At 65.5% G+C, this 20988-nt stretch carries 16 protein-coding genes and 2 pseudogenes; 10 read left to right on the forward strand and 8 right to left on the reverse strand.

All coding sequences use genetic code 11. The features are described 5' to 3' along the window. Positions 1 to 70: 70 nt before the first annotated feature. From C1N81_RS38845 to C1N81_RS38865, 5 genes are all read right to left on the reverse strand, one after another. Positions 71 to 766 (reverse strand): hypothetical protein, encoded by a 696-nt coding sequence (locus C1N81_RS38845; RefSeq protein WP_394436094.1) that lies wholly within the window; start codon positions 764 to 766, stop codon positions 71 to 73. Further along, positions 763 to 2769, reverse strand: coding sequence for a hypothetical protein (locus C1N81_RS38850; protein ID WP_394436096.1), 2007 nt, complete (start codon positions 2767 to 2769; stop codon positions 763 to 765). Before C1N81_RS38850 ends, C1N81_RS38845 begins: the two co-directional genes overlap by 4 nt. A gap of 299 nt (positions 2770 to 3068) precedes the next feature. Then, on the reverse strand, positions 3069 to 3863 hold the full coding sequence (locus C1N81_RS38855) for a hypothetical protein (protein WP_394436097.1): 795 nt from the start codon (positions 3861 to 3863) through the stop codon (positions 3069 to 3071). 101 nt (positions 3864 to 3964) lie between these two features. After that, positions 3965 to 4624 (reverse strand): Crp/Fnr family transcriptional regulator, encoded by a 660-nt coding sequence (locus C1N81_RS38860; protein WP_394436098.1) that lies wholly within the window; start codon positions 4622 to 4624, stop codon positions 3965 to 3967. A gap of 43 nt (positions 4625 to 4667) precedes the next feature. Then, positions 4668 to 5138 (reverse strand): hypothetical protein, encoded by a 471-nt coding sequence (locus C1N81_RS38865; protein ID WP_394436099.1) that lies wholly within the window; start codon positions 5136 to 5138, stop codon positions 4668 to 4670. A 432-nt stretch (positions 5139 to 5570) separates the two neighbouring features. Here C1N81_RS38865 and C1N81_RS38870 point away from each other — a divergent pair, with 432 nt between their 5' ends. From C1N81_RS38870 to C1N81_RS38880, 3 genes are all read left to right on the forward strand, one after another. Continuing rightward, positions 5571 to 5747, forward strand: coding sequence for a hypothetical protein (locus tag C1N81_RS38870; RefSeq protein WP_394436100.1), 177 nt, complete (start codon positions 5571 to 5573; stop codon positions 5745 to 5747). Continuing rightward, entirely contained in the window at positions 5744 to 6793 is a 1050-nt protein-coding gene (locus tag C1N81_RS38875) for a hypothetical protein (protein ID WP_394436101.1), read from the forward strand. The genes C1N81_RS38870 and C1N81_RS38875 overlap by 4 nt, the downstream gene beginning before the upstream one ends. Before the next feature lie 245 nt (positions 6794 to 7038). Continuing rightward, positions 7039 to 8394: a hypothetical protein gene (locus tag C1N81_RS38880; protein ID WP_394436102.1), complete on the forward strand. Its 1356-nt coding sequence runs from the start codon at positions 7039 to 7041 to the stop codon at positions 8392 to 8394. A gap of 166 nt (positions 8395 to 8560) precedes the next feature. On the opposite strand, the gene C1N81_RS38885 is transcribed toward C1N81_RS38880, so the two are convergent. Then, positions 8561 to 10321, reverse strand: a complete 1761-nt coding sequence (locus tag C1N81_RS38885) for an ATP-dependent nuclease (protein WP_394436103.1) — start codon at positions 10319 to 10321, stop codon at positions 8561 to 8563. Positions 10322 to 10502: 181 nt separating this feature from the next. On the opposite strand from C1N81_RS38885, the gene C1N81_RS38890 reads away from it, so the two are divergent. Together C1N81_RS38890 and C1N81_RS38895 are read left to right on the forward strand one after the other, a co-directional pair. Continuing rightward, positions 10503 to 12185 (forward strand): ISAzo13 family transposase, encoded by a 1683-nt coding sequence (locus C1N81_RS38890; protein ID WP_394427512.1) that lies wholly within the window; start codon positions 10503 to 10505, stop codon positions 12183 to 12185. 89 nt (positions 12186 to 12274) lie between these two features. Continuing rightward, positions 12275 to 13086, forward strand: a protein-coding gene (locus C1N81_RS38895) for an IS5 family transposase (RefSeq protein ID WP_394436104.1) whose coding sequence is annotated in 2 segments (ribosomal slippage) — positions 12275 to 12613 and positions 12616 to 13086 — 810 coding nt in all. Because the reading frame shifts where the segments join, the coding sequence is not laid out codon by codon here. Positions 13087 to 13110: 24 nt separating this feature from the next. Here C1N81_RS38895 and C1N81_RS38900 read toward each other — a convergent pair. Further along, complete coding sequence (locus C1N81_RS38900; RefSeq protein WP_394436105.1) at positions 13111 to 13884, reverse strand: tetratricopeptide repeat protein; 774 nt, start codon at positions 13882 to 13884, stop codon at positions 13111 to 13113. A 671-nt stretch (positions 13885 to 14555) separates the two neighbouring features. After that, positions 14556 to 16919 (reverse strand): transcriptional regulator, encoded by a 2364-nt coding sequence (locus C1N81_RS38905; RefSeq protein WP_394436106.1) that lies wholly within the window; start codon positions 16917 to 16919, stop codon positions 14556 to 14558. 612 nt (positions 16920 to 17531) lie between these two features. Here C1N81_RS38905 and C1N81_RS38910 point away from each other — a divergent pair. The 5 genes and pseudogenes from C1N81_RS38910 to C1N81_RS38930 form a co-directional block, all read left to right on the forward strand. Next, positions 17532 to 17735: a hypothetical protein gene (locus tag C1N81_RS38910; RefSeq protein WP_394436107.1), complete on the forward strand. Its 204-nt coding sequence runs from the start codon at positions 17532 to 17534 to the stop codon at positions 17733 to 17735. 353 nt (positions 17736 to 18088) lie between these two features. Continuing rightward, positions 18089 to 18700, forward strand: a complete 612-nt coding sequence (locus C1N81_RS38915) for a hypothetical protein (protein WP_394436108.1) — start codon at positions 18089 to 18091, stop codon at positions 18698 to 18700. Beyond that, positions 18694 to 20118: a hypothetical protein gene (locus C1N81_RS38920; RefSeq protein WP_394436109.1), complete on the forward strand. Its 1425-nt coding sequence runs from the start codon at positions 18694 to 18696 to the stop codon at positions 20116 to 20118. Before C1N81_RS38915 ends, C1N81_RS38920 begins: the two co-directional genes overlap by 7 nt. A 177-nt stretch (positions 20119 to 20295) precedes the next feature. Then, positions 20296 to 20481 (forward strand): annotated as a pseudogene (locus C1N81_RS38925) (IS5/IS1182 family transposase); the annotation flags it as partial. Positions 20482 to 20657: 176 nt separating this feature from the next. Continuing rightward, positions 20658 to 20921: pseudogene (locus C1N81_RS38930) on the forward strand (transporter); the annotation flags it as partial. Positions 20922 to 20988 lie beyond the last annotated feature (67 nt).

Here is a 20988-nt window from a genome sequence, read left to right on the forward strand (position 1 = left end):
TTGCGTCGGAGGAGACGCCAGGCGCGCCAGCTGGTGGCGGGGGCCAGGATGATGCGCCACAGAAGGGTGGTCATGGCTTTGCCTGCGGCAGGCTGTCACCGTTGGCTGTGGCGGGTTGGGAGTCTTGTGGCGACTGGCCGTTGGTGAGGGCGGTGAGGGCGTTGTGGAGTACGAGCATGGCGCGTTGTTGGTGTTCGCCGTCTTTGAATCCGGCGCCGATCTGTTCCCACTGCTGGAGGAGTGGGAACCACCAGCGGTCGCAGGAGTGGATCAGGCGGGCCAGGTGTTGCAGTTCGGCGAGGCTGTCCTCGTGCAGCTGGCCGGGGGAGCGGTGTTCGAGCTGGTCGATGACGACGAGGTCGGGCCGGTCGTAGAGGTTGGCTTTGAGGTACCGCAGGCGGCGTACCCGGGTTTCGTCCGCGGCCCGTTGGGCCAGTTCCTCGCGTGCGGCGGGGGACAGGTCCAGTGCGGCGCTGGCGGCTGTCAGGCGGTAGCCGGGGCCGGAGCGTGCCAGTGCGCCGAGCGTTGCGTTGATGGCGTCCCGGGCTGCGGGCAGGTCGGTGGCGTTCAGGTGTAGGGCGGTGGTGGTGGCTGCCTGGTGGATGTGTACCCGTACCGCTGCGTCAGTGTGGGGGTGGGTGCGCCAGTGGGGTCGCCAGGTGATGGTGTAGACGGCTTCGAAGGCGATGCCGTCGGTGGCGCTGGGCAGCAGCAGGGGCTGGGCGGATGCGCTGGTGCGTATGGTGCGGTGCCAGGGCCATCTCATCCGGCGGCTCCCGGCAGGGGGAAAACGGTGTGCAGGCGGCTGTCGACGAGGTGGCCGTAGAAGTCGTCAGCCACGCTGACGCCGTCGGCGGTGGACAGGCCCTGGAGTTCCTGCATGAGCTTCATGCCGGCCTCGAACATGTTGTGGCCGCGCAGCGCGGGCAGGAGCAGGTCGCGCAGTTGTGTGTAGGCGGCCGGGTCCTTGGTGCTGTTGCCGATCCATTCGGTCAGCCGGGAGATGACCTCAGGGGCGGTCGTGGGCGAGCTGAGCAGTTCCTGCACGGCCCGGGCCGTGTCGATGCCCGGCAAGGACAGCAGCTGCGGGCTGCCGTCGCCCTGGGCGCTCATCAGTGCGAGAAACGCGAGAGAGCCGCTGCGCGGGGAGCCCTTGTCGGCCTGCCAGGCCCTGACCTCGTCCACCAGGAACGGGGTGGTGGCGGGCTGGCCTGCCAAGTCCTCGAAGACACTGAGCACGTGCCCCCGCACGGCGGGCTCTTTGGACGTGTGCGCGACGCGCCGCAGGCGCACCATGGCACGCCGGGCGTGTGGGGCGGCGACGGTGGTGTCCCGCAGGATGCGCTGGCACAGCGAGACCACGGTGGGCGCGTATCCGTCCGCTCCCGCCCACCGGTACAGCGCTTCCCAGGCCAGGCGGCCGATGTGCTCGTTGCGGACGGCGCTCTCCATGACGGCGCCCAGTATCTGAGGGTGGCTGTCGCGGGTGAGGGAGCCGAGCAGGGTCAGGTGGTCCATGGTGCCGTGCCGGACGGTGAGCTGGGCCAGCGCACCGACTGCCCGGTCGTCCAGGTCGGCGTTCTGCGCCGTCGCGGCCAGCCAGGTTAGCAATGGTTCGCGCATGACGTCGTAGTTGTCCCACACGTATTCCAGGACGGCGCGGCCGTAGGCGGGCCGGTCGAAGATCACGGTGTCCTGCATGTCGACGCGGGCTCCGACCTCCTGCAGTCGTCGGCGCAGGCCCCGGCCAGCCAGGACGGTGGGGATGGTGCCGGAGCCGGTCGCGGTGCCGGGCCGCGCCGGGGCGTGGCCGATCTCCTTCAGCAGGGCGGCCGCGCTGCCGGCGACATCGGGCATCGGGGCGGACTGCCGCACGGCAAGGGCTACCAGCAGGCAGCGGTCCTCGACGGGGAGCGAGGGCGTCGTGGGATCGCGCCGGTCGGTCATCTCGCCGAACAGCTCGTCGAGTTCATCGCACCAGTCGGTGAGCGCGGCGCTGATGCGCTCTTCCAGCCCGGGCAGGGGTTCCCCCTCGCCGCCGGCCGGTACCGGAGCATGATTGGGCGGGGGTTCCTTCCAAGCGAGCACGACGGTCTGCACGGCCCGTGCGGCGGCCACCGCATCGAGCCCGCGCAAGGCAGCCGCGGCCTGAGGGAAGGAGCTCAGCACTCCGGCCAGTTGGTCGAAGCCGAAGGTCCGCAGGTGGGCATCGACCAGCTGCACCGCATCGGGTGGTTCGTTGAGCCTGAGCACCTGGATGCCGTCGCGGCCGCTGAGACGGGGGTCGCTCCACAGGCTCTGCGCCACGGTCAGCACCAGATAGGAGCGGGCGGCGCGCAGCTGTGAGGCGTGGTGAGAGAGGGAGTCAAGGAAATCGGCCGAGAGCTGGTCGTTCTCCGGATGCTTTAGGTCGAACTGATAGGCGTGCTCCGGCTCCACCGGCAGTCGGCCCCGGCGCGGAGCCTTCCAGTCAGGGTCGAGTCTGACCAGCCGGGTGCTGCCACTGGTGTGCTGCGCCATCAGCCGCCGCGCGAACGTGGTGGAGCCACAGGACCGGGGTGCCACGATGACGGTGACGGGCTGACGCAGGAGCCCGCCGTCCGGCACGAGGGCCTGCTCCCACACGTGGTCCCAGTGTGGGCTGCGCACGAAGGGCTGCGCGAGGAGCTGCGCCCGGATGAGTTCACCGCCCTCCAGCAGCTCCCGCTTGATGGTTGTCTGCTCCAGTCGGTGAATGTCATGCGCGATGACATCGACAGATCCGTACACGTGTGTGTCGCCGCCCGTGCTCTTGCGGGCAGGCGGGTGGGGCTCGTCACTGGCCGGCTGCGCAGGAGCGGTTGGGAAGGCGAAGTCGTCCCGCTCGGGCACCTGAAAGGCTAATCCGGCGGTTCCTTCCGGGCGCCATCGCCGGGTCAGCCAGCTGCCGGACCCGTTCGGCTGAGGGTCGCTGGCTCCGGCGGGCGGCTCGGTGGGGTCCGGCTCCTGGGGGCCGTGGGGTGTTTCGGGCATGCGGATGCTCCATCGATAGTGAGGTGGAAGAGCGAGCGCGGTTCGACGGCCCGTGGTCAGTACCGTCGGCGGTCGAGGTGTTCGATGGTGTTGGCGATCGTGGGGTCGTGCAGTTCCTTGTGGAAGTGGAAGGTGCCGCCTGCCGACGGCGCCGTCGCCGTGCCGGCACTTGCGGGCGCATGCGCGGGCGCGGTGGCGGTGGTGTCAGTGAGGTAGGCGTGCAGGGCCGATCCGCTCAGGTTCGGCACGTGGACGCGGCAGGGCGCCTGATAGCCGGGCTTGTTGGCGACCGTGGCGTGCGTCTTGAGGAAGTGGTGTTCGGACAGGTCGGGTGTGCGGCCGGCCTGCACGGTGTAGTCGTAGGCGAGTTCGGAGATGACGGCTGCGAGGAAGCCGCCGTTGTCCGTGGCGGCGGCGAGCGCCTGGCGGGCGGCCTCACTGTTGAGGAGGCGGGCCGTGTCGTTGATGGCGTCGCCGCGGTGACGGGGCAGGGACAGCGGGCCAGCATGAATGCTGACACGCAGCCGTACCAGCGGGCTGTCGGTCAGCTGTTCCCGGTGGTAACGCCGCAGAGCTTCGGCCAGCCGGCTCAGCAGCGGGTCCACCAGCCGGGCCAGCACCGTAAAGGGGAAGAGGAGGAAGGCTCCGTCGCCGCTGTCCTTGTATCCCTCGAGGTCATCGAGGGAAGGCAGTCGGCAGTCGGCGAGCACGGTGTCGAGGATGTCGTCCACGTCGCAGCGCACAGCATCCATCCCGGCTTCGGGCATCTTGCTGTACTTCTCCATGTCGACAGCCAGCAGGGCCAGTTCGGCCGGCACATCCACGTTTGGTTCAGGGCGCGTAGCCGTCATCGGGCACCGTCCTTTCAGGAGGGGAGGTCGGAAGGTGCCCATGCTGATCGGAGTGGACCTCTAGCGCTGCCCAGTACTGGGCACGCGCGTCGTGCTGCGCGTCACGGCTGCTGGCGGGCGTAGGAGCGGATGGCCCGCATGTCGCGGACGAGGAGACCACCGCCCGGTGTGGTGCGCACCCAGTCGTGTTCGCGCCAGGGCCGTAGCGCATTGCCCACCGCATTGCGCGAGGCGCCGATCATCTGCGACAGCTCCGTCTGAGTCAGCCGCACCTCGAACCGCGCCGGTCCCGCGGATGCGGCCTCGGTCAGCCGGGACAGGGCGGCCGCCAGCCGCAGCGGCACGGACGCGGTGGCCAGTTCTAGGCGCACCGACTCCGACTCTCTGACGCGTGCGATGGCATGACGCAGGAGGCACGTGTGCAGACCGTGCTCCTCCACGAAGCCGAGGAAGACGTGTGCCGGAATGACGTGGACCCGGCAGGCCTCGGCTGCGATGACCGTGGCGCTGCGCGGTTGAGCGTCCAAAACGGCCAGCTCGCCGAGGAGCTCGCCCGCGCCGCGCACCGCAAGGAGCGTGCGCTCCCCGCCGCTGCCGGACAGCGTGATCAGCACGGATCCGGACTCCAGCACGATGACGTGGGTCGCCGGATCCCCCTGACGCAGCAGCACACTGCGTGCGGGACGCACGCGCTGCGGCGCGAGCGCTTTGAGACGATCCCACGACGCGTTCCCGATCACTACAGCATGCGGCTGATACACAGGCCCCCCTGTACCGTGCGCCCGTCACATGCCAGTGATCGTCTCAACCAATGGCGAAACCGCTCAACAAGCATATTCCAGCCACAACCAGAGCCACCAGTACGAGATCGGTCGAGAAGCGGACCGTCCGCAACTTCCTGTCCGCCAGTCGCGCCAGCACCTGAAAACAACATTCCGACCGCCCGCCCCCGTCCGATACCCCGCCGCTGTGAGGGCTGGACCCGCCAGCCCTGCGGGCCAGCACGGTGCGCAACCCCTCCCGGGGCACCACCGGCCGCAGGGCGCACAACGCCGCGCCGACCGCACAGACCAGCAGCACACACACCAACAGCACAAGCAGTCGACAGACCGGCGGCACGCCCCTCGCACTCGACAGCACGGCGATGCCGGCCGCCAGGAACCCGCCGGCAACCCCGCACAAAGCCGTCGCCTTCGTGTCAGCGCGCTGCACCTCCACAAAGGCACGCTCCTCCAACAGCTGTTCCTCTCGCCAATGTCCCGTCTCGAGGCCCATGCCCACCCCTCCCTCTCACGGATTCGCCACAACGACGCCATGGTGCGGGGCAGGGCTGGATCGCGGTGCCCACTCAAGGGCAGCCGCGCTGCAACGTCGCTCACCCATCAACCTCCAACTGCCCTTGGGGCGGCACGGTGGGTGAGCGCGCTTCTCGTGCAACTCCGTGCACAACGCCCCTCGGTAAGGCGCCGCAGTGCAGACGTCAGCCCGGATCCTCAGTGCCTGTGAGGTTCTCACCCGGATCCGTCCGATCTCCTGACGAGCGCTTCGAGGATGGGCAGAGAGTGCGGATTAACCTGCGGGCAGTGCCCCGCGAGGTTTTCCCAGCAGGCATCCCACAGGCGTGGCTTGATGGATGCACGGCCACCCGAACCGCAGGGCGGGTCAACTGCCCGAGTCTGCGGCGGGATGCAACGAAGGGGCAGTCAGGTGATCGCACAGGAGGAGCCGGGCACAGGTGGCACGGGAGTGAGGCTGTTGCTCGTGGCAGCAATGGTCGGCGTGCTGACTGTGCATACCGAGACGTGGATGAACGCTGTGGTCACAGCAAGCACGGTCTACACCGCCTTGGCGACGCTCGCCTGCAGCAAGGAGGAACGAACATGACACGCAGCCAACCACCGACCATGGTCGAGGCGTTCATCGCCGACGTTGAACGGCACGGAGTCACCGTCAGCGCGACACAGCTGGAGCGCTGGCGCCAACGCGCGTGGCTACCCCCGACTGCGCAATGGCGCGATCCCGCATCCCGACACCTGCGTACCGATCTCGTGCTGCGAGCAGCCTGGCTGGCTATGGCATCGCAGGCAGGACGCAGCATCAGCTGGCTCGGCTGGACCTTCTGGGCAACAGATGCCACCCCGAGGACCGCTCAGCTCCTGCGTACCGATCTGCTCGCCACACTCCACCGCCCCCTCGTCAAAGCAGGCATCACGCACGTGCCGCAAGGCGACTCAGATGCCGACCACAACGCCCGGCAAGGAGCCGCCGCCCGCCTCCTCGAAAAGCGCCGATACTCCCGCCACGACGTCGACGGAATGCTGCGCTCTGCCGCAGCGGCCGCAGGCGTTGACCTACCGGAGGCAGCTCCTCTGGCTCTGCGCCATCTTTTCCAGCGGGACCTGATCGAGCTCGGAGCGCAGCTGCTGATCGGAGGCACATACGATGTCGGTTTCGACGCCTTGATGGATGCCTGGGAGGCTGGCCTGGCACGGCCTTCGACTGCAGTCAACGGGATCCGGAAAGCCCACCTCAAAGCCGAGCTCGAGGGCAGAAATCCGATAGGGCAGTCGCCCATGGCCCGCGGTCTGAACAGCCTGAGCGCGCTGTTGGGGCACGCCCACGACCAAGACCTGTGCCAGGCCGTCAGCCGCTGCGCCGTCGCATCCGGCCTGCTGTGGGAACTCATCCCCCGGACTGACACCCACCCCGAAATCCTGCACCGCCTTATGGAGCACTGTATGTGGGATCAGTGGGCCCGCCTTGGCGGCCTACATGCCAGGGACGCCGGGATCCTCGGCGAAGCCGCTATCGCACTCAGCACCGTTCAGTACCTCACTCTCCCCGGCTGGGCCCGGGGGCTCGAGGACATGCTCGCGTTGATGGAGGAACTGATCCACACGCCATCTGAGGCCCGCCGGGCACATCAGTAGCCGCCACGAAGGTCGCGGAGCCGTCCGATCGAAAAGCGGGGCGGTCAGGCAAAGTCCCGTGCAGGGAGTCATGAGGCAAGTACGTTGGAGCGACTTGACTGGATGGCCGGGAGATCAACGAGAATCCCTGGGTGACAGCCTCATCATCTCCGTCATCACCGCAGGTGCAGGGCCCCACCCCGACAACGAGTACGGGCAGTGCAACTTCCGCCGATGGTCGGGCCCCCTACAATCGCCGCGTCCACATGGTGGTGGAAGTCCTCGATCGGCCGGAAGAGGTGAACCTCCTCTCTGAGTTATGCGACTCCCTAGGCTGGCCCGCGCGGCTCCCCATGCAGGACGAAACACGGATCGTGCCTGACGCCGGTTGGGCGCTGCGCATCGTTGAAGGGCGCATCCAGGCAGTACGAGACGGGTCAGTGGAACAGGCCGTAGCCAGCTTTGATGCCCACGCACGGGCAGTGGCTCTTTCCGCCCACTGCCGTGATGCCGCCCTGGTTGAACGGGTGAACCGTCCTCTCGCAGAATGGCAGATGAGGGGCAGGCCAGCATCAGCACGCCAGCGAGTGTGGCAGCTGGCGCACTTCATCGCTGGCAGCGGCGAACATGATCAAGACCTCGGAACCGTCCGCTTGGTGAGGGTCCCGCTGGATCAGGAAGAGTCCGGCAGACGCCGTCAGGCGCGAGCACGTTGGACGGCGCGAGCTGAACTTTCCAGGCATTCGATCCCGAATCGGCGACGTGACCCGGATCGACACACCCTTCGGCAACCACAAGCTCGCACTGGCTGGCAACTGACTGCGACGGTGGGCCTGGTCGTAGGGTTCGCACTGATCGTCATCGCTGCGTTCGGCAAGTGGGAGGATCTGGGCTTCAATTCGCATGGGGCCGCTCAGTCCTTGGTGATTGTGATGGCTGCCTACGTGACAATCGGCACAGTCCTCGCGATCCGGGGAACAGTTACACACCGAGCAGTCCCGTGGATACTGCCGGTGCTCATCCCTGTGTCGATCCCGCTTACTACCTGGCTCGGCGTTCAGGTGCAGCAGCGGTACCTGTACTCCTTCGGAATCTCCGCTGAAACGACCGATGGGCTCGGCACGGTCTGGGCCGGGCTCTGGGTTCTCTGGGTAGCTTGCGGAACAGTGCTTCTTGCCGTCTCCTACGTGGGCTGGATCCGGTATCTGAATTCCTCTGCCGATCCGCGCACCACGTGGATGATGTGGACTCCGCCGCTGGCACTCGGCGCTCTGTTCGGCGTCGCCATGGCGGGGATCGTGCTCTTCACAGCCGGAAGAGCGGGGTGGGCAGCCCGAGAAGCCGAGGCCACGGGCAACGTGACCGGCAACTATTTCGGACTCCAGGCAGGGCATGTGTGTCTGAGATTCGTGTCCGAGGACGCGCCATTCTTCGGGGTGCGTCCGCCCGAGGACCGAGCTCTGGTGACCTTTGGTCCCAACGGAGACCGTATCGACGTGTGGGTCCCACCGGTGAACGGCGCCGATAGGGGGCGTAGCGCGAGCATCCGTCTGGAAGACGCACAGATCACGTACGTGGAGAACGCCCAGTCGCCCTGTCCGAAGCCTGCCCAGTTCCGCTAATGGCCGAGAATGCCGACCCCGGGAATCAGCGCTTGAAGCGGGGCCGGGGACTGTCTGAGGGGCAGTTCCCGGCCGAATCTCGGCACTGGCAGAGGAGAGCGCCGTGCTGAGGCCTCACGTATCGAGTCCCGTCAGGGCAGAGCGCCATCCCATTGCCCGAGCGGGATCAGTCCGTCGCCGCGGCCGCGGCCGCAGCCGCAGCCGGAGCGGCCTCGGCCGACGCGGCCTGCTTGGGGACTTCGGCGGTGTCGGGTACGGGCAGTGTCGAGCGGAAGAAGGCTGCGAAGACCAGGTCGAACTCGCAGGCATCCGAGTCGCGGAAAGCCGACAGGGAACGGACCGAATCCGCGGTGTCGTGGCGCTCGCAGAAGTTCCGGGCCCGGTTGTTCTTGTTGTTTTTCTCGTTCGCTTCCAGGGCGGGGTAGTAGGCCTCGATTGCTCCCAGCTCCCACACGTAGATGTCCTCGTGGCGGAGCATCTGCAGCAGCTGTGACTTCATTCCCCTCAGCTCCGGGTCCTTGGCTTCTGCCAGAATCCGCAGGGCCGTCGCCGAGGTGGAGCGGGCGAAGAACGCATCGATGGCAGCGTTCAACTCGTCGAATGTGCAGAGCCCCTTGGCGTGCTCTTCCTTCTTGAGCTGGGCCTGTTCCCACAGCGAGCGCGCACTGCCGTTCTTGGCGAGACTCCTCAGATCACTGCTGGACGGATTGGCGTCCTCGGCCGCTACGAGCTCCTGCACCTTGGAGGCGACCTTCTCGCGCAGCTGGCGGCACGCGACGCTGGCGTCCAGCTTATCGAATCCGCTGAGGATGACGTCCAGGTCAGCGACGACGGCGACGCGCATCTCGAAGCGCTCGAAGAAGCGACGGCACCGCTCGATGCTGCCCTTGCCCTCGACCTTGGCGATGGCAGCGCCCTGCTTGTCGAAGTCCCACTGCGGGTTGAGGGTGCGTGCGATGTGCGTGAGGAGTGTGCGATCACTCGGGCCCTCGACCAAGAGCACGGAGGTGGCGAAGAACGCTGCCTCATTGTTCTCGTGCGTGATGATCTCGGACTGGTCGCGGGCATCCATCTCGGACAGGTCGACCACGCAGGTCCGGCTGGCCGGCGGAGTCAAGGAGCGATCCTTCACCACCTTGACGAACGTCTGCGTCCCGCCCGGAGCGCAGAAGGCGGACGAGTGCGTGCTGACGAGGACATCGTTGTACTGGGAGAAGAGGGTCAGGGCCTCGAACAGCTTGCGCTGCGCCTGCGGGTGCAAGAACACCTCAGGCTCCTCGAACAGGAGCAGCGACGACTGCTGGGAGGCGTCGGCGCGCACCGGACGCGTGGTCTTGAGATCCACGTAGGCGCGCAGGATCGCGAACGCCACGGACCGTCGCAGGCCGTCGCCTTTGGTCTTGAACGGGCCGCTGATCCCGTCGTTCACGGAGATCTGGGCTTCGTCCAGCAGGCTGCGCAATTGGGGCGGGGAAATCTCCAGGCGGACTTCGGCTCGCGGGAACGACTCCTGGAGGTTCTTCTGGATCAGCGACTCGATCTTCTTGACCTCCGACAAGCGCTCATCCTTGGGGGCACCGTCGTCGCCGGGTACCACGTTGAGCTGGGCGTGCAACTGGTTGAAGGTGGACTCCAGTTGGGGCAGCCGATGTTCGATGTCCTCGAAGAGGATCGACAACAGCTGCCCGAACGTCGCCGTCTTGGTGGTCTTCAAATCGTCATTGAGCTCTTTCACCGCGGGGATGTAGATCGGCTCCGGCAGAAGAGCGGCCACCGACTGGGCCATGCCCGTCTTCAGCAGTTCGTCACCTGACGTGAAGTCCTCGTCCGTGAGTGTTGCGACGGTCTCCTCCCACGCTCGCTTCACCGCGGCACGCGTAAGTTTGCCCGTGATCGAGTCGTAGATCTCCGGATAGACGAGCTTCACTCCTTCCGCGACCTCCTCGTCGGAGGCCCCGGGCTTGAGCACGCCGGTGAGCGCGGGGCGGTGATACCTCTCCTCGCGCGGGACCTTCTTAACGAGAACGGTGCTGCCTTTGCCCGGGGTGGTGTAAGGGCCTGCCGGGAAACAAGTCGTGGCTTCCTGCTGCGGAACTCGTTGTTCTGGTATGGGGAGACTGGAGGGGATCGAGGGCGTCCTGGTTGCGAAGTTCCAGGCGTTGCTGCCGCATCTGGATGAGCGCCAGCGTCGGCTGGCCATAGGTGCGGAGGCACTGTCGCTGGGGCATGGCGGGATCAGGCTCGTCGCTGCCGCAGCCGGGGTTCGGGAAGGCACGGTCTCCCGCGGAGCGGCTGAACTGGACTCTGGTCAAGCTCCGCTGGGGCGGATCCGCCGGCCTGGCGGGGGCCGGAAGAAGGCCGTGGACCTTGATCCAGGGCTGCGACCGGCTCTGCTTGCGCTGGTTGAGCCCGACGAACGCGGTGACCCGATGTCACCGCTGCGGTGGACGACGAAGTCGACGCGGAAACTGGCAGCGGAGCTGACCCGGCAGGGCCACCGGGTCTCCGCCGACACAGTCGCCGGCCTGCTACGGGAGGAAGGCTTCAGTCTGCAGGCCAACGTCAAGACCATCGAGGGCGCTCAGCACCCCGACAGAGATGCCCAGTTCCGATACCTCAACGAGCAGGCCCGAGATCATAGGGACGCCGATGACCCGGTGATCAGCGTGGACAGCAAGAAGAAGGAACTGATCGGCGACTACAAGAACGCCGGGCAGGAATGGCGGCCCACAGCACAGCCCGTGAGGGTCAAGACCCACGATTTCCCCGGCCAGGCCGAGAAGGCGATCCCGTACGGAATCTACGACATGGCCGCGAACGCCGGCTGGGTTAGCATCGGAAACGATCACGACACCGCGGCGTTCGCCGTCGCCTCGATCCGGAACTGGTGGCAGGCCCAAGGCCGGCACGACTACCCCAGCGCTCGCCGACTGCTCATCACTGCGGACGGCGGAGGCTCCAATGGCTACCGCACCCGCGGCTGGAAGACTCATCTCGCTGGCCTCGCTGTCGCGACCGGCCTTGAGATCACGGTGTGCCACCTGCCGCCAGGCACCTCGAAGTGGAACAAGATCGAGCACCGGCTGTTCTCCCACATCACCATGAACTGGCGTGGCAGACCCCTGACCAGCCACGAAGTCATGCTCCAGACGATCGCCGCGACCACCAGCCGCACCGGCCTCACCGTCCATGCCGAACTCGACCGCGGTGAGTACCCCACCGGCATCCGCATCAGCGACGACGAGATTGCCTCCCTGCCCATCACTCGCCATCGCTTCCACGGCGACTGGAACTACACCCTCCACCCTCACCGTCCGACGGACGCCGCGACCACCGGCAGCACTCCGAAAAATGCCCTGTCAGACAGACCGACGTGCCTCTCCCGGCATGAGCTCCAGGACCCGGAACTGACCGGGATGCCCCGTCAGCACCTCAGCGAACTCATCGACACATTGACTCCAGCGATGGAGATTCAACGCGAACAAGTGCTCCGCACATGTCGAGGCCACGAGCGCCTGGTGGCCCCCGGCGCGGGCGCCAAGGCCAAGCTCACCCCAGCCGATAGAGTCCTGGTCACCGTGCTCCACCTGCGGAAGATCGCGACCATGGACCTTTTGGGTCAGCTCTTCAACACCACCGCCATGACGGTCAGCCGGGCTGCGAAAGGCGTCCGCCCGCTCCTGGCCGTTCAAGGCGTTCGAGTCTCCGCCTCAACAGCCCGCTTCCGCACACCAGATGACATCGCCCGGTTCCTTGACCCCGGCAGCTTCAAGATCAAATCAACGAGTTGATTACCGGCAGGCCCTAAGAGGCGCTAACACAATGAGGTGTATCGCCCTGGTAGCCATGCCTGACAGGGCAGTTGGGCGTTGTCCGGGTTGTGGGGACTTCACCGTGGATCGTGCCGGACGACCTCTGGGGGCGGATCGAGCCGCTACTGCCGAAGAAGAAACGGCGGTTTCGGTACCCCGGGCGCCGGCCGCTCCCAGACCGACAGGTGCTGAGCGGGATCCTGTACGTCCTGCACACTGACATCCAGTGGGAGCACCTTCCCAAGGAGCTCGGCTTCGGCTCTGGGATGACGTGCTGGCGTCGCTTGCGGGACTGGAACGAGACTGGCGTCTGGCAGCGTCTGCACGAGGTGCTGCTGGCCGAACTGAACGCGGCAGTCCGGCTCGACTGGTCCCGCTGCGTGGTCGACTCTTCTCACGTCAGGGCCCTAAAAGGGGGATCCATACGGGCCCCTCGCCGGTCGATCGGGGCCGCGCAGGATCCAAGCACCACCTGATCACCGACGGCCACGGCACCCCGCTCGCCATCATCCTCACCGGCGGCAACCGCAACAACGTCACCCAGCTGATGCCGCTGCTGGACGCGATTCCGCCCATCCGCGGACGCGTCGGCCACCCCCGGCGCAAGCCGGATTCCCTGTTCGCGGACCGCGGCTACGACCACGACATCTACCGCGACCAAGTCCGCGCCCGCGGCATCGTGCCCGCCATCGCCCGCCGAAGCACCCGCCACGGCACCGGACTTGGCGTCTACCGGTGGGTGGTAGAGCGGACCTTCGCCTGGCTACACGGCTTCCGTCGGATACGTGTTCGCTGGGAACGGCGAGCAGACATCCATGAAGCCTTCCTCAAGCTCGCCTGTTGCCTCATCACGCACCGACAACTCCGCTCCTTGAGCTAGCCGCTCTTGTGAAGTCCGGGGAAGTCATCGCGTGAGGCTCTGGGCCCAGTCGCCCACATGTGCCCACTCGATGGCCTGGCGGATGTCGTCCTTGGTCAGCTTGAGCTCGTCAAGCACTGTGCGGGCGTAGCCGAGGCCGGTGTCGCGGTCACCGAGCTGGGCGGCTTTGAGTGAGCTGCCCATGGCTTTGATCTTGTCGACCGGGCCACCGACGCCCTGGTAGCACATCGCGGCCAAGTTCAGCGCGGACGCAGGCGGAAGATCGTCACTCAATTGGATGTGCCGTTCCAGGGCGCGCCGGGCGCCAGCGAAATCCTCCTGCGTCAGTCTGATGTCGGCCAGTTGGATCGCGGCCTCACTCACGCCGCCCCGCGCGGCCATGTCCAAGAAACGGAGGCCCTCATCGTCGGACTGCGCAACTCCGTCGCCTCGCAGATACATGCCGGCCAGGTTGTACTGCGCGAAGGGATCACCCTGAAGGGCGGCCTTGTGGAACAGGGCGGCGGCCGCAGTGTGATCCTTATGGTCTCCTTCCATCAGGAGATGCCCAAGGCCACGCTGAGCGGAGGGTATGCCTGCGTCGGCGGCAACCTTCAGGTGCTCGTACGCCTGTGAACGGTCGTCGTCTATCTCAAGGGCGAAGGCGCCGAGCGCCTCGTGGCAGTAGGGGTCGCCTGAAGCAGCCCCTTCGCGGATCCCCGGCAACCAGGTCGATGCGGCTCCGATGTCCTTGTCGACGATTGCGTCGAAGAACTCCCGCAACATGTGCGAATCAGCCCACTCGCTCAACAAGGCCACCCCACCGCTCCGCGTTCCTGTCCCCTCACGTCGCCCATTCTCACCGAACATGGTTGCGGCACGGCGCCTGCCCCTCCCAGAGGGCGAGCGCACCCACGAACCGCCCGACGTCTTTGTGTTAGCGCCTCTAAGCCGTAAGGCAGATGCGGGACAACGAACGAATTTTGGACAGCATCACTTTGAACACCGTGCGTCCCGGGTCGAACATAGCGACATACGCCGCGGGCGTGGGGGCGCTTGAAAAGGTGACGGCGATCGCTGCCCAAGAACTCGGACTTCCTGACGTCGCTCTCTGCGAGTCAGCCTTCGAGGGAGTTGGCCGCAGGACAAACTCAGGTGGGTGGCCATGTGCGAGGGGCGGCATCCGTGACCCGCTGGAGTTCGTCGCAGTGGACCCGTGGCCCCCTGGACTGAAATTCCATTCGCCATCATCATAAGGTCGTGGGCGAGGGTGTCTGGGTCGGTGGCAGCGGGCAGGTCGTTTTAGTCGACGGCTCGTTGGAAGCGTTCGGTCCACCATCAAGCGGACGCGCAGACCGGCGATAGACGATGTAAAACGCGACCTGTGCGTTCGTGAGCAGATGTCGTAGGTGGCGCTCGTTCGAGGAGTTTGTTGCGGCAAGGCCTGCACGGAGCGAGCGCGACCTGCAGCGGAGTTTTCTGTTGCACTTTTAGTGAGAGGGGATTGGCGCGGTGTACTTCTCATCGGCGACCGAACGTCCCCCCCGCTTATTCTTCGCCATCTCTCTGCGCATATCGAAGAGTTTGAGCAAGGCGCTAGGATTTCCGGCGTCAGCAGCTCTCCGTGCGATGTCGTCCGCTGCCCTCTGGTCTCCTGCTATCTCCCGCATAATGGCAAGCCTTCCCAGAGCGTACGTGTCACGGTTCTCTGCCGCCGCCTTCAGTAGCAACTCGGCTCCTTCCAGGTCTCCCGACGATTCTCGCATATCCGCAATTCGCACTAAAGTGCTGGTAGTTCCTGTTTCCAGGGACAACAAGGCTAAGCGCTCGGAGTCTTCTTTCTCCCCAGCTAGTTCGCGCATTTCGGCGATTCGAGCAAGCGCAGTGTTATCTCCGACTCCTGCTGCCAGCTTGGCCAGCCGTTCCGCCCCCTCGCGATCGCCCCTGCATTCTCTGCTGTCTGCGAGCCGTGAGGCGCCGCTCGGGTTGCCCGCCCTTACGGCTTGGATTGCTATATTTTCTGCTTCCTCGACATCTCCCATCTGTTCGCGAATCTCGCAGATCCGCGCGACGGCGCTCGGGATGCCCGATCGTAAGGCCAGTTGGTATAGGCGCTCAGCCCCCTCCAGGTCCCCTCTCGCTTGGCGTAGGGCCGCAAGGCGTGTGGCCGCGAAGCGATGGCCCGCCTGAATGGCCTTCTGCGCAAGTTCCTCGGCCTCAGCTTGGGCTCCAGTCGCATCGCGCATCTCGGCGATACGTACGAGAGCAAACGACTGTCCGGCATCGGCAGCCCGCGAAGCGAAGCGCTCGGCACCATGTCGGTCGCCAGCCGCTTCCCTCTGCGCTGAGAGACGAACCAGAGCGCTCGCGTTCCCGACGCGGGCCGCTCCTTGATATAGCCGCTGCGCTCCATTCCTGGCTCCGGCTGCCTCGCGCATCACGGCGAGCCGTATATATGCGGTGCTATTGCCGGCATTGGCAGCCCACTGACAGAGACGCTCAGCCCCCTGATGCGCTCCTGCGAGCTCGCGCATTTCGGCTAGCCAGACAAGAGCACTGGTGAACCCAGCCTGAGCAGCCTCTTGGGCGAACTGCTCTGCTTCTTCGCGCTTACCGAGTTCTTCTCGCATCTCAGCGAGACGAGCCAGCGCTCTCGGGTCACCACCTGCGGCAGCCCTTCGCGCGAACCGCTCCGCTTCCTCGGGACGACCGGTTCTTTCTCGCACCACTGCTAGGCGCAGCATCGCTGTAACATTGCCGTATTCAGCCGCACGCTGAAGCAGCCGGTCAGCTTCCTCCCTCGCACCTGCGGCCTCGCTGATCTCCGCCATTCGAACGAGTGCTTCGGGATTTCCCGAAGCCGCAGCCTTGCGAGCAAGGCGTTCTGCCCACTGCAGACGGTTTCGGGAGCGTGCGGAGTCGGCAAGGCTGGTGAGATCTTCTGTAGCGAGGTGGTCGTAGGCCGCTTGCCAGAAAGAGTCCGGAGGGCACATCTGAGCACGACGTCGCCGTCCCTGTTGTTCCAAATAGTCAGCCAGACGGTACAACTCTTCAGTCGGACCTGCGGCGGTGTCGCCCTGCCGGGTCGGCCGCGGACGTATCCGGCGCAGAGGTGCGAGACGGCCGTGAACTGGGCGGGTTACGTGCATGAGGGACAGATTCAGCCAGTCGTCGGAGAGATCGTCGTAGTCGACATCATCGAGGTAGCCTTCCGCCGCCCGCTCCAGGAAGTTCACCGGTAGATGCATACCAGCCCCCAGACGACGGGCGTCCATTGCGGCGTGGAGCAACGCGCGTTCCGGCGCTGATGCCGTGGCATAGCTACGCACCAGCTCAGGTACGCCAGCGAGGAACTGCGTGAGGCGGCGGTTCTCCATGTGCTGCAGGGCATAAGCGAGTTGCTGATCGCCTGCCGCCGCAAGGTTCCCAGCCTCTCGGAGGGCTGTGTCGTCGAAGCTGTCTGGCAAGTCGATGAGTCGCCCCGCGAGCAACTCGCGAACCCGTGCGTAAGGATCGGGGCGACCGGGCTGAGGAAGCTCCGTTAACGCTTTTGCGTGCTCCGGCCACAGGGTCCCCAAAATCAATACCGGCCCTCGGTCCCTATCGGTAAGCCGGCCGTGAACCGCAGCCGATATGCGCTCGCTGGTCTCGTCGTTGGCGCCGAAGTACTGATGAGCATCGTTGAGCCAAACGATGGTGTGCGGCGCAACCCGGTTGATATCGGCTAGGACGGCATCCCTACGAGTGGGATCGAAGGGATGCCACAGCCTCCATCCAGCAGAGGCCAGTGGCTGAACCGCCTCCCAGCACGCACGGGTTTTACCGGTCGAAGAGGCCCCCACAAGCATTGCCATTCTGCTGCGTCCGTGCTGCGCCGCAGTCACCACGGTTGCGAGGACTTCGTCGTGCCCGCGGCGGACGTAGGCCGGAAGCTCGGCATACCGACCATGTTTGCTTTCTCGCCGCCTGTGTCCGGAGCCAGCCGTCGGAGGTACAGCGGCCGGGTGGACTTCCAAATCGTACGGATCCCAGTGCCCAATAGGTTTCCCCGGGACTGCGACCACGGACGCTGTCATACCGCGGCCGTATGCCGCCTCCCAAAGCTGCAACAGCCGACGCACGTCTAGGTTTAAGGCCCGGCCCAGCGCGCCGACGGTGTCGGCCGAGAGCCCAGTGGCGTTCGCGCTGAGAGCTTGGTTGACAGTCGTTCGGCCCAACTTGGCAGCATGCGCCAGCTGTGTCTGGTTGAGCCCTCGGGCCACACGTCCGGCATCGAGGGAAGCTCTCAACTCTGCCAGTGCCGCGCGGTCCCGAACCTCAGCCGTATCCACACCGCATCCTCTGGATCTGCCCGATCAAGCCCCGCTGTCCGCCTGTGTTCATCTTCGTCCGGTGAACCACAGTGAACAGCCATTCCGAGAAAGTTGCAGTCACTACACCGGGCTGACTACGAAAGGTACAGGGCCATGTCGGACCGCAACATGCTCATCCTCTTCGCCACTGCTCACGTTTTCGTCTTTGCGATCTTCATCGCAGTGATTGCCGGCTACCTCGCGCGTCGGGATCGAGCGTCGTATCCAGCAGCAGTAGCTCACGCTGCGACGGCCTTCACGGGTACCTTGCTGCTGGTCGCCACAGTGGTCACGACATTGGTGAGCTTGAACGGCTGAGCCGTAGCGGCTTCGCATCAGCAGTCTGCTACGTGATCGAGTACTGCCGGACTTGCCGCTCGGTGGGGTGGGCGGGGCGATGTCGCTGTGCGCCGAGTCCGGGGACTGACGGGACTGGATACGGCAATTCCGCCTCGAGTATCTCCACGCGTTGTGCCCTGCGAGAAGCGGGCGTTTGTGTGGCAGGAACCTCTGGACGCCGTTGCACGTGCCTCGACGCGCACAAGAGTAGGTCGGCCGCGTGAACCTGAGGGCCTTCCAAGTCGGACTCTCGTTGCCGTCACGCAGAGTGATGATTGCTGCGATGTGGCATATCGGGGACGGGAGTTGGGTGATCGTCTTAGCATGACGTCGTGGTGGTTGGTGAGGACGCTCAGCTCAAAGGCTTCTCGGGAGCCCGCAGAGCCAAGCAGTGGCTGGAGAGCACTATGCGTATCCGTGCTGCGTACGCGAACACAGACTCTGACAAGTGCGGACGCAGGTTGTCTCTGTCGTGGCCGTACGGAGGTCGTACGTTCTCCTTCGATCTTGGCGGGTCCATGCGTGGCGAACCCTACGATCACGACACGTTCTGCGCAGAGATCAAGTACTACAGCCAACCCGGAGATCAGGGGCCCCATTTCGACGCCTTCCTTGCCAAGTGCTACGTCGCTGCCCAAAACGAGCACCACCTCAGCGACCACTTCATGTGGATCACTTGGGCCCCGTTCCGGGCCAATGCATGGTCCAGGCTCAACTCCCCGGAGCAGGTAGAAGCGGCTGTCCTTCAGGAGCGGGAACGTATCTTCGACACCGTTGATGCGGAGGTGGCCGATCGCTTGCTGGATCGCGATCTCGCGCGGTCCGTGGCCGAACGGCTCTGGTTGATCGTGCTCTCGGGTAAACAGGAGACCCTCGTGCCCCTCAAGGACTGGGAAGCCATCGTGGCAGCCGAACTCACCCGTAGGAACGATGGTTCGTGGTGAACGTAGTCGAGCAGTCAATCGCCCGGGCTTTGGACGAACCCGATGACCGAGACATGATCGACGGAGTCAAAGGCGCTGTTGCCCGTCATCTCCGAAGCCTGGACCCGCACGCCAGGGTCACGACAACCGACTTCTTCAATCACACACACGTGCCCGACATGGTCGTGGAGTGGCCCGACCGGGACCGTACCCCGCGACGGTTCATCTACCTCCGGACTACGTCGAACAGGTATGAGCTGGAAGATGATCTGCAGCGTCTACCAACGCAGAACAGCCCCGTGCTCCTTACTCTGGGAGAGCTCCGCAACGCTGACGAGCCGGAGACGTCACGGCTGCGTCCTGACGGCGACCCCAAACTACTGCTCGATGCCCCGGCACTCGGCACTCTTGAGCCGCGGGCTGAGTCTCCGGGACTTCCGCATCTGGCGTCGCGGTCTCTACTTGAGGGCGGGCGCGGCAAGCTCGACGGCCCTGCAGCTGAGGAGTTCCTGAACACCGTCTCCCAGGGGGCCGAAGCCGCACGCGCCGGCGATCCGGGCCCAACCCGGGAAGCCGTCGAAGCCCTGGCCGCGCGGATGACAGACGATGTCTCCGACCGAATGGCCGCATTCCTTGCAGCTCTCTGGCAAGGAGGTGGTTCCACACTCGCGAGCTTCCCCGGACCGCCGCGAGTTCTTGGACACCTAGATGAGACAGCCCTGACCTACTTGCTGGAGTCCGAGGAGATACCCGACCCCCGCTTCTGGGACCGCGTCGTTCGCATGATCACCCTCCCCGCACTGCTCCGTACGGCCGTTGCTGACTCTGACAACTTGCAGCACCTGATGCGGCAAGCGATTCAACTTTGGACCAGCCGTGTCTGCATGGTTGTCCCGGAGCCCGCTGCCCCGGGCGCCGGCCCATGGAAGTGGAGTATCCGAGCGGGGCAACTCATCCTGCAGACTCCGAGCTTCCGAGTTCTGGTAGCTCAGTCCAGGCGACAGCTTCCCGCAGCGGAGGAATATGAGCTGCCGCTTCTCGAGGAGGTCCGGGCTCGAGCCGATCGCTTTACCATTCCGCTCACCTCGCTGAGCATGATTGTCACCAACCGGCATGTGGGGTACGGCGGACCGGGAGACGACATCGCCCATGATGCTCAACTCGACGGCATCAGTGACGCCCTGGGACAAGCAGAGGGCGTGATCGCGGCCGATGCCAAGGTCACCACCGGTGCCACGCTTCACTGTCTATTCGGCGCACGGACCGCCAGCGCTCGAGGTACACGCACGCAGGTACGTCTCGATGCCCTCTTCGGCACCACCACCCGCATGCTGCTTTCCCTGTCAGAAGATGAGGCCATCAAGATCACCCGCTTGCTCGGGGCTCAAGGACCACCCCCCGAACAGCCTTGGAGGCAGCCGACCTTCGACGAGCCGTAGGGCCAACGGGCGGCAGCGCTCCCCGGGTGCCGGTGTGGCTGTGTGGACACAAGTGCCTGGACGATGCTGGAGAAGCTGCGCTCGAAGAACCAGCTGGACTGGGCGCGGGCGGTGATCGATTCCTCGCACGTGGGGGCTACCCGCAGGGGCCCAAAAATGGGCCCAGCCCGGTCGACTGCGGCCGGCCGGGGCTGCGAGCACGACATCTATCGTCGCCAGCTCTGGCAGCGTGGAATCCGGTCCGTGATCGCAAGGCGAGGCGAGGCGAGCGGCACGGCAGCGGCCTGGGCATCTTCCGCTATGTCGTCGAACGCACCATCGCCTGGCTCCACGGCTTCCGCCGCCTACGCATCCGCTGGGAAATATGCGACGCCATTAACGAAGTATTCCTCGGACTCGCCGTCTGCGCAATCACCCACCGACACGTCCACCGGCTCTGTTGGGGACTGACTGTTACAGCATCGTCACGCTTTCCTTGCCTCTGGCGGAAACATTTCCGTATCTCTTCAGTGTTGATGATCTCCGAACCGGAAGGGGAGGTGTCGGGCCTGAAGTTGTTTCGTGTGGACACGATGAATAGCGTCATGATCGAGGTCGTCCCGCGTATGGCTGAGATCGAGTCGGATGTGCAGGGTCTCGTCGAGGCGCAGATGGAGACGCTGCTGGGCGTCCGGTTCCTGGCGAGCGAGTACGGCACCGGGCCGGTGCATGGGGGGCGGATCGATTCGCTCGGCCTGGACGAGAACGGGGCGCCGGTCATCGTCGAGTACAAGCGGGGTATTGATGCCGGGACCGTGTCCCGCTGTGTGGTGTAGCGGTGATCTCGGTATAGCCCCTGGTCATGAGGCGGCCATCGCGCAACTCTTTGAG

It is taken from the genome of Streptomyces sp. SGAir0957, assembly GCF_043523415.1.

Coding starts and splice junctions, on each gene's coding strand:
- C1N81_RS38845 (WP_394436094.1), bottom strand. CDS start 766: ATGAGATGGCCCTGGCACCGCACCATACGCACCAGCGCATCCGCCCAG.
- C1N81_RS38875 (WP_394436101.1), top strand. CDS start 5,744: ATGACACGCAGCCAACCACCGACCATGGTCGAGGCGTTCATCGCCGAC.
- C1N81_RS38890 (WP_394427512.1), top strand. CDS start 10,503: ATGGGGAGACTGGAGGGGATCGAGGGCGTCCTGGTTGCGAAGTTCCAG.
- C1N81_RS38880 (WP_394436102.1), top strand. CDS start 7,039: ATGGTGGTGGAAGTCCTCGATCGGCCGGAAGAGGTGAACCTCCTCTCT.
- C1N81_RS38905 (WP_394436106.1), bottom strand. CDS start 16,919: ATGGCAATGCTTGTGGGGGCCTCTTCGACCGGTAAAACCCGTGCGTGC.
- C1N81_RS38910 (WP_394436107.1), top strand. CDS start 17,532: ATGTCGGACCGCAACATGCTCATCCTCTTCGCCACTGCTCACGTTTTC.
- C1N81_RS38855 (WP_394436097.1), bottom strand. CDS start 3,863: ATGACGGCTACGCGCCCTGAACCAAACGTGGATGTGCCGGCCGAACTG.
- C1N81_RS38865 (WP_394436099.1), bottom strand. CDS start 5,138: ATGGGCCTCGAGACGGGACATTGGCGAGAGGAACAGCTGTTGGAGGAG.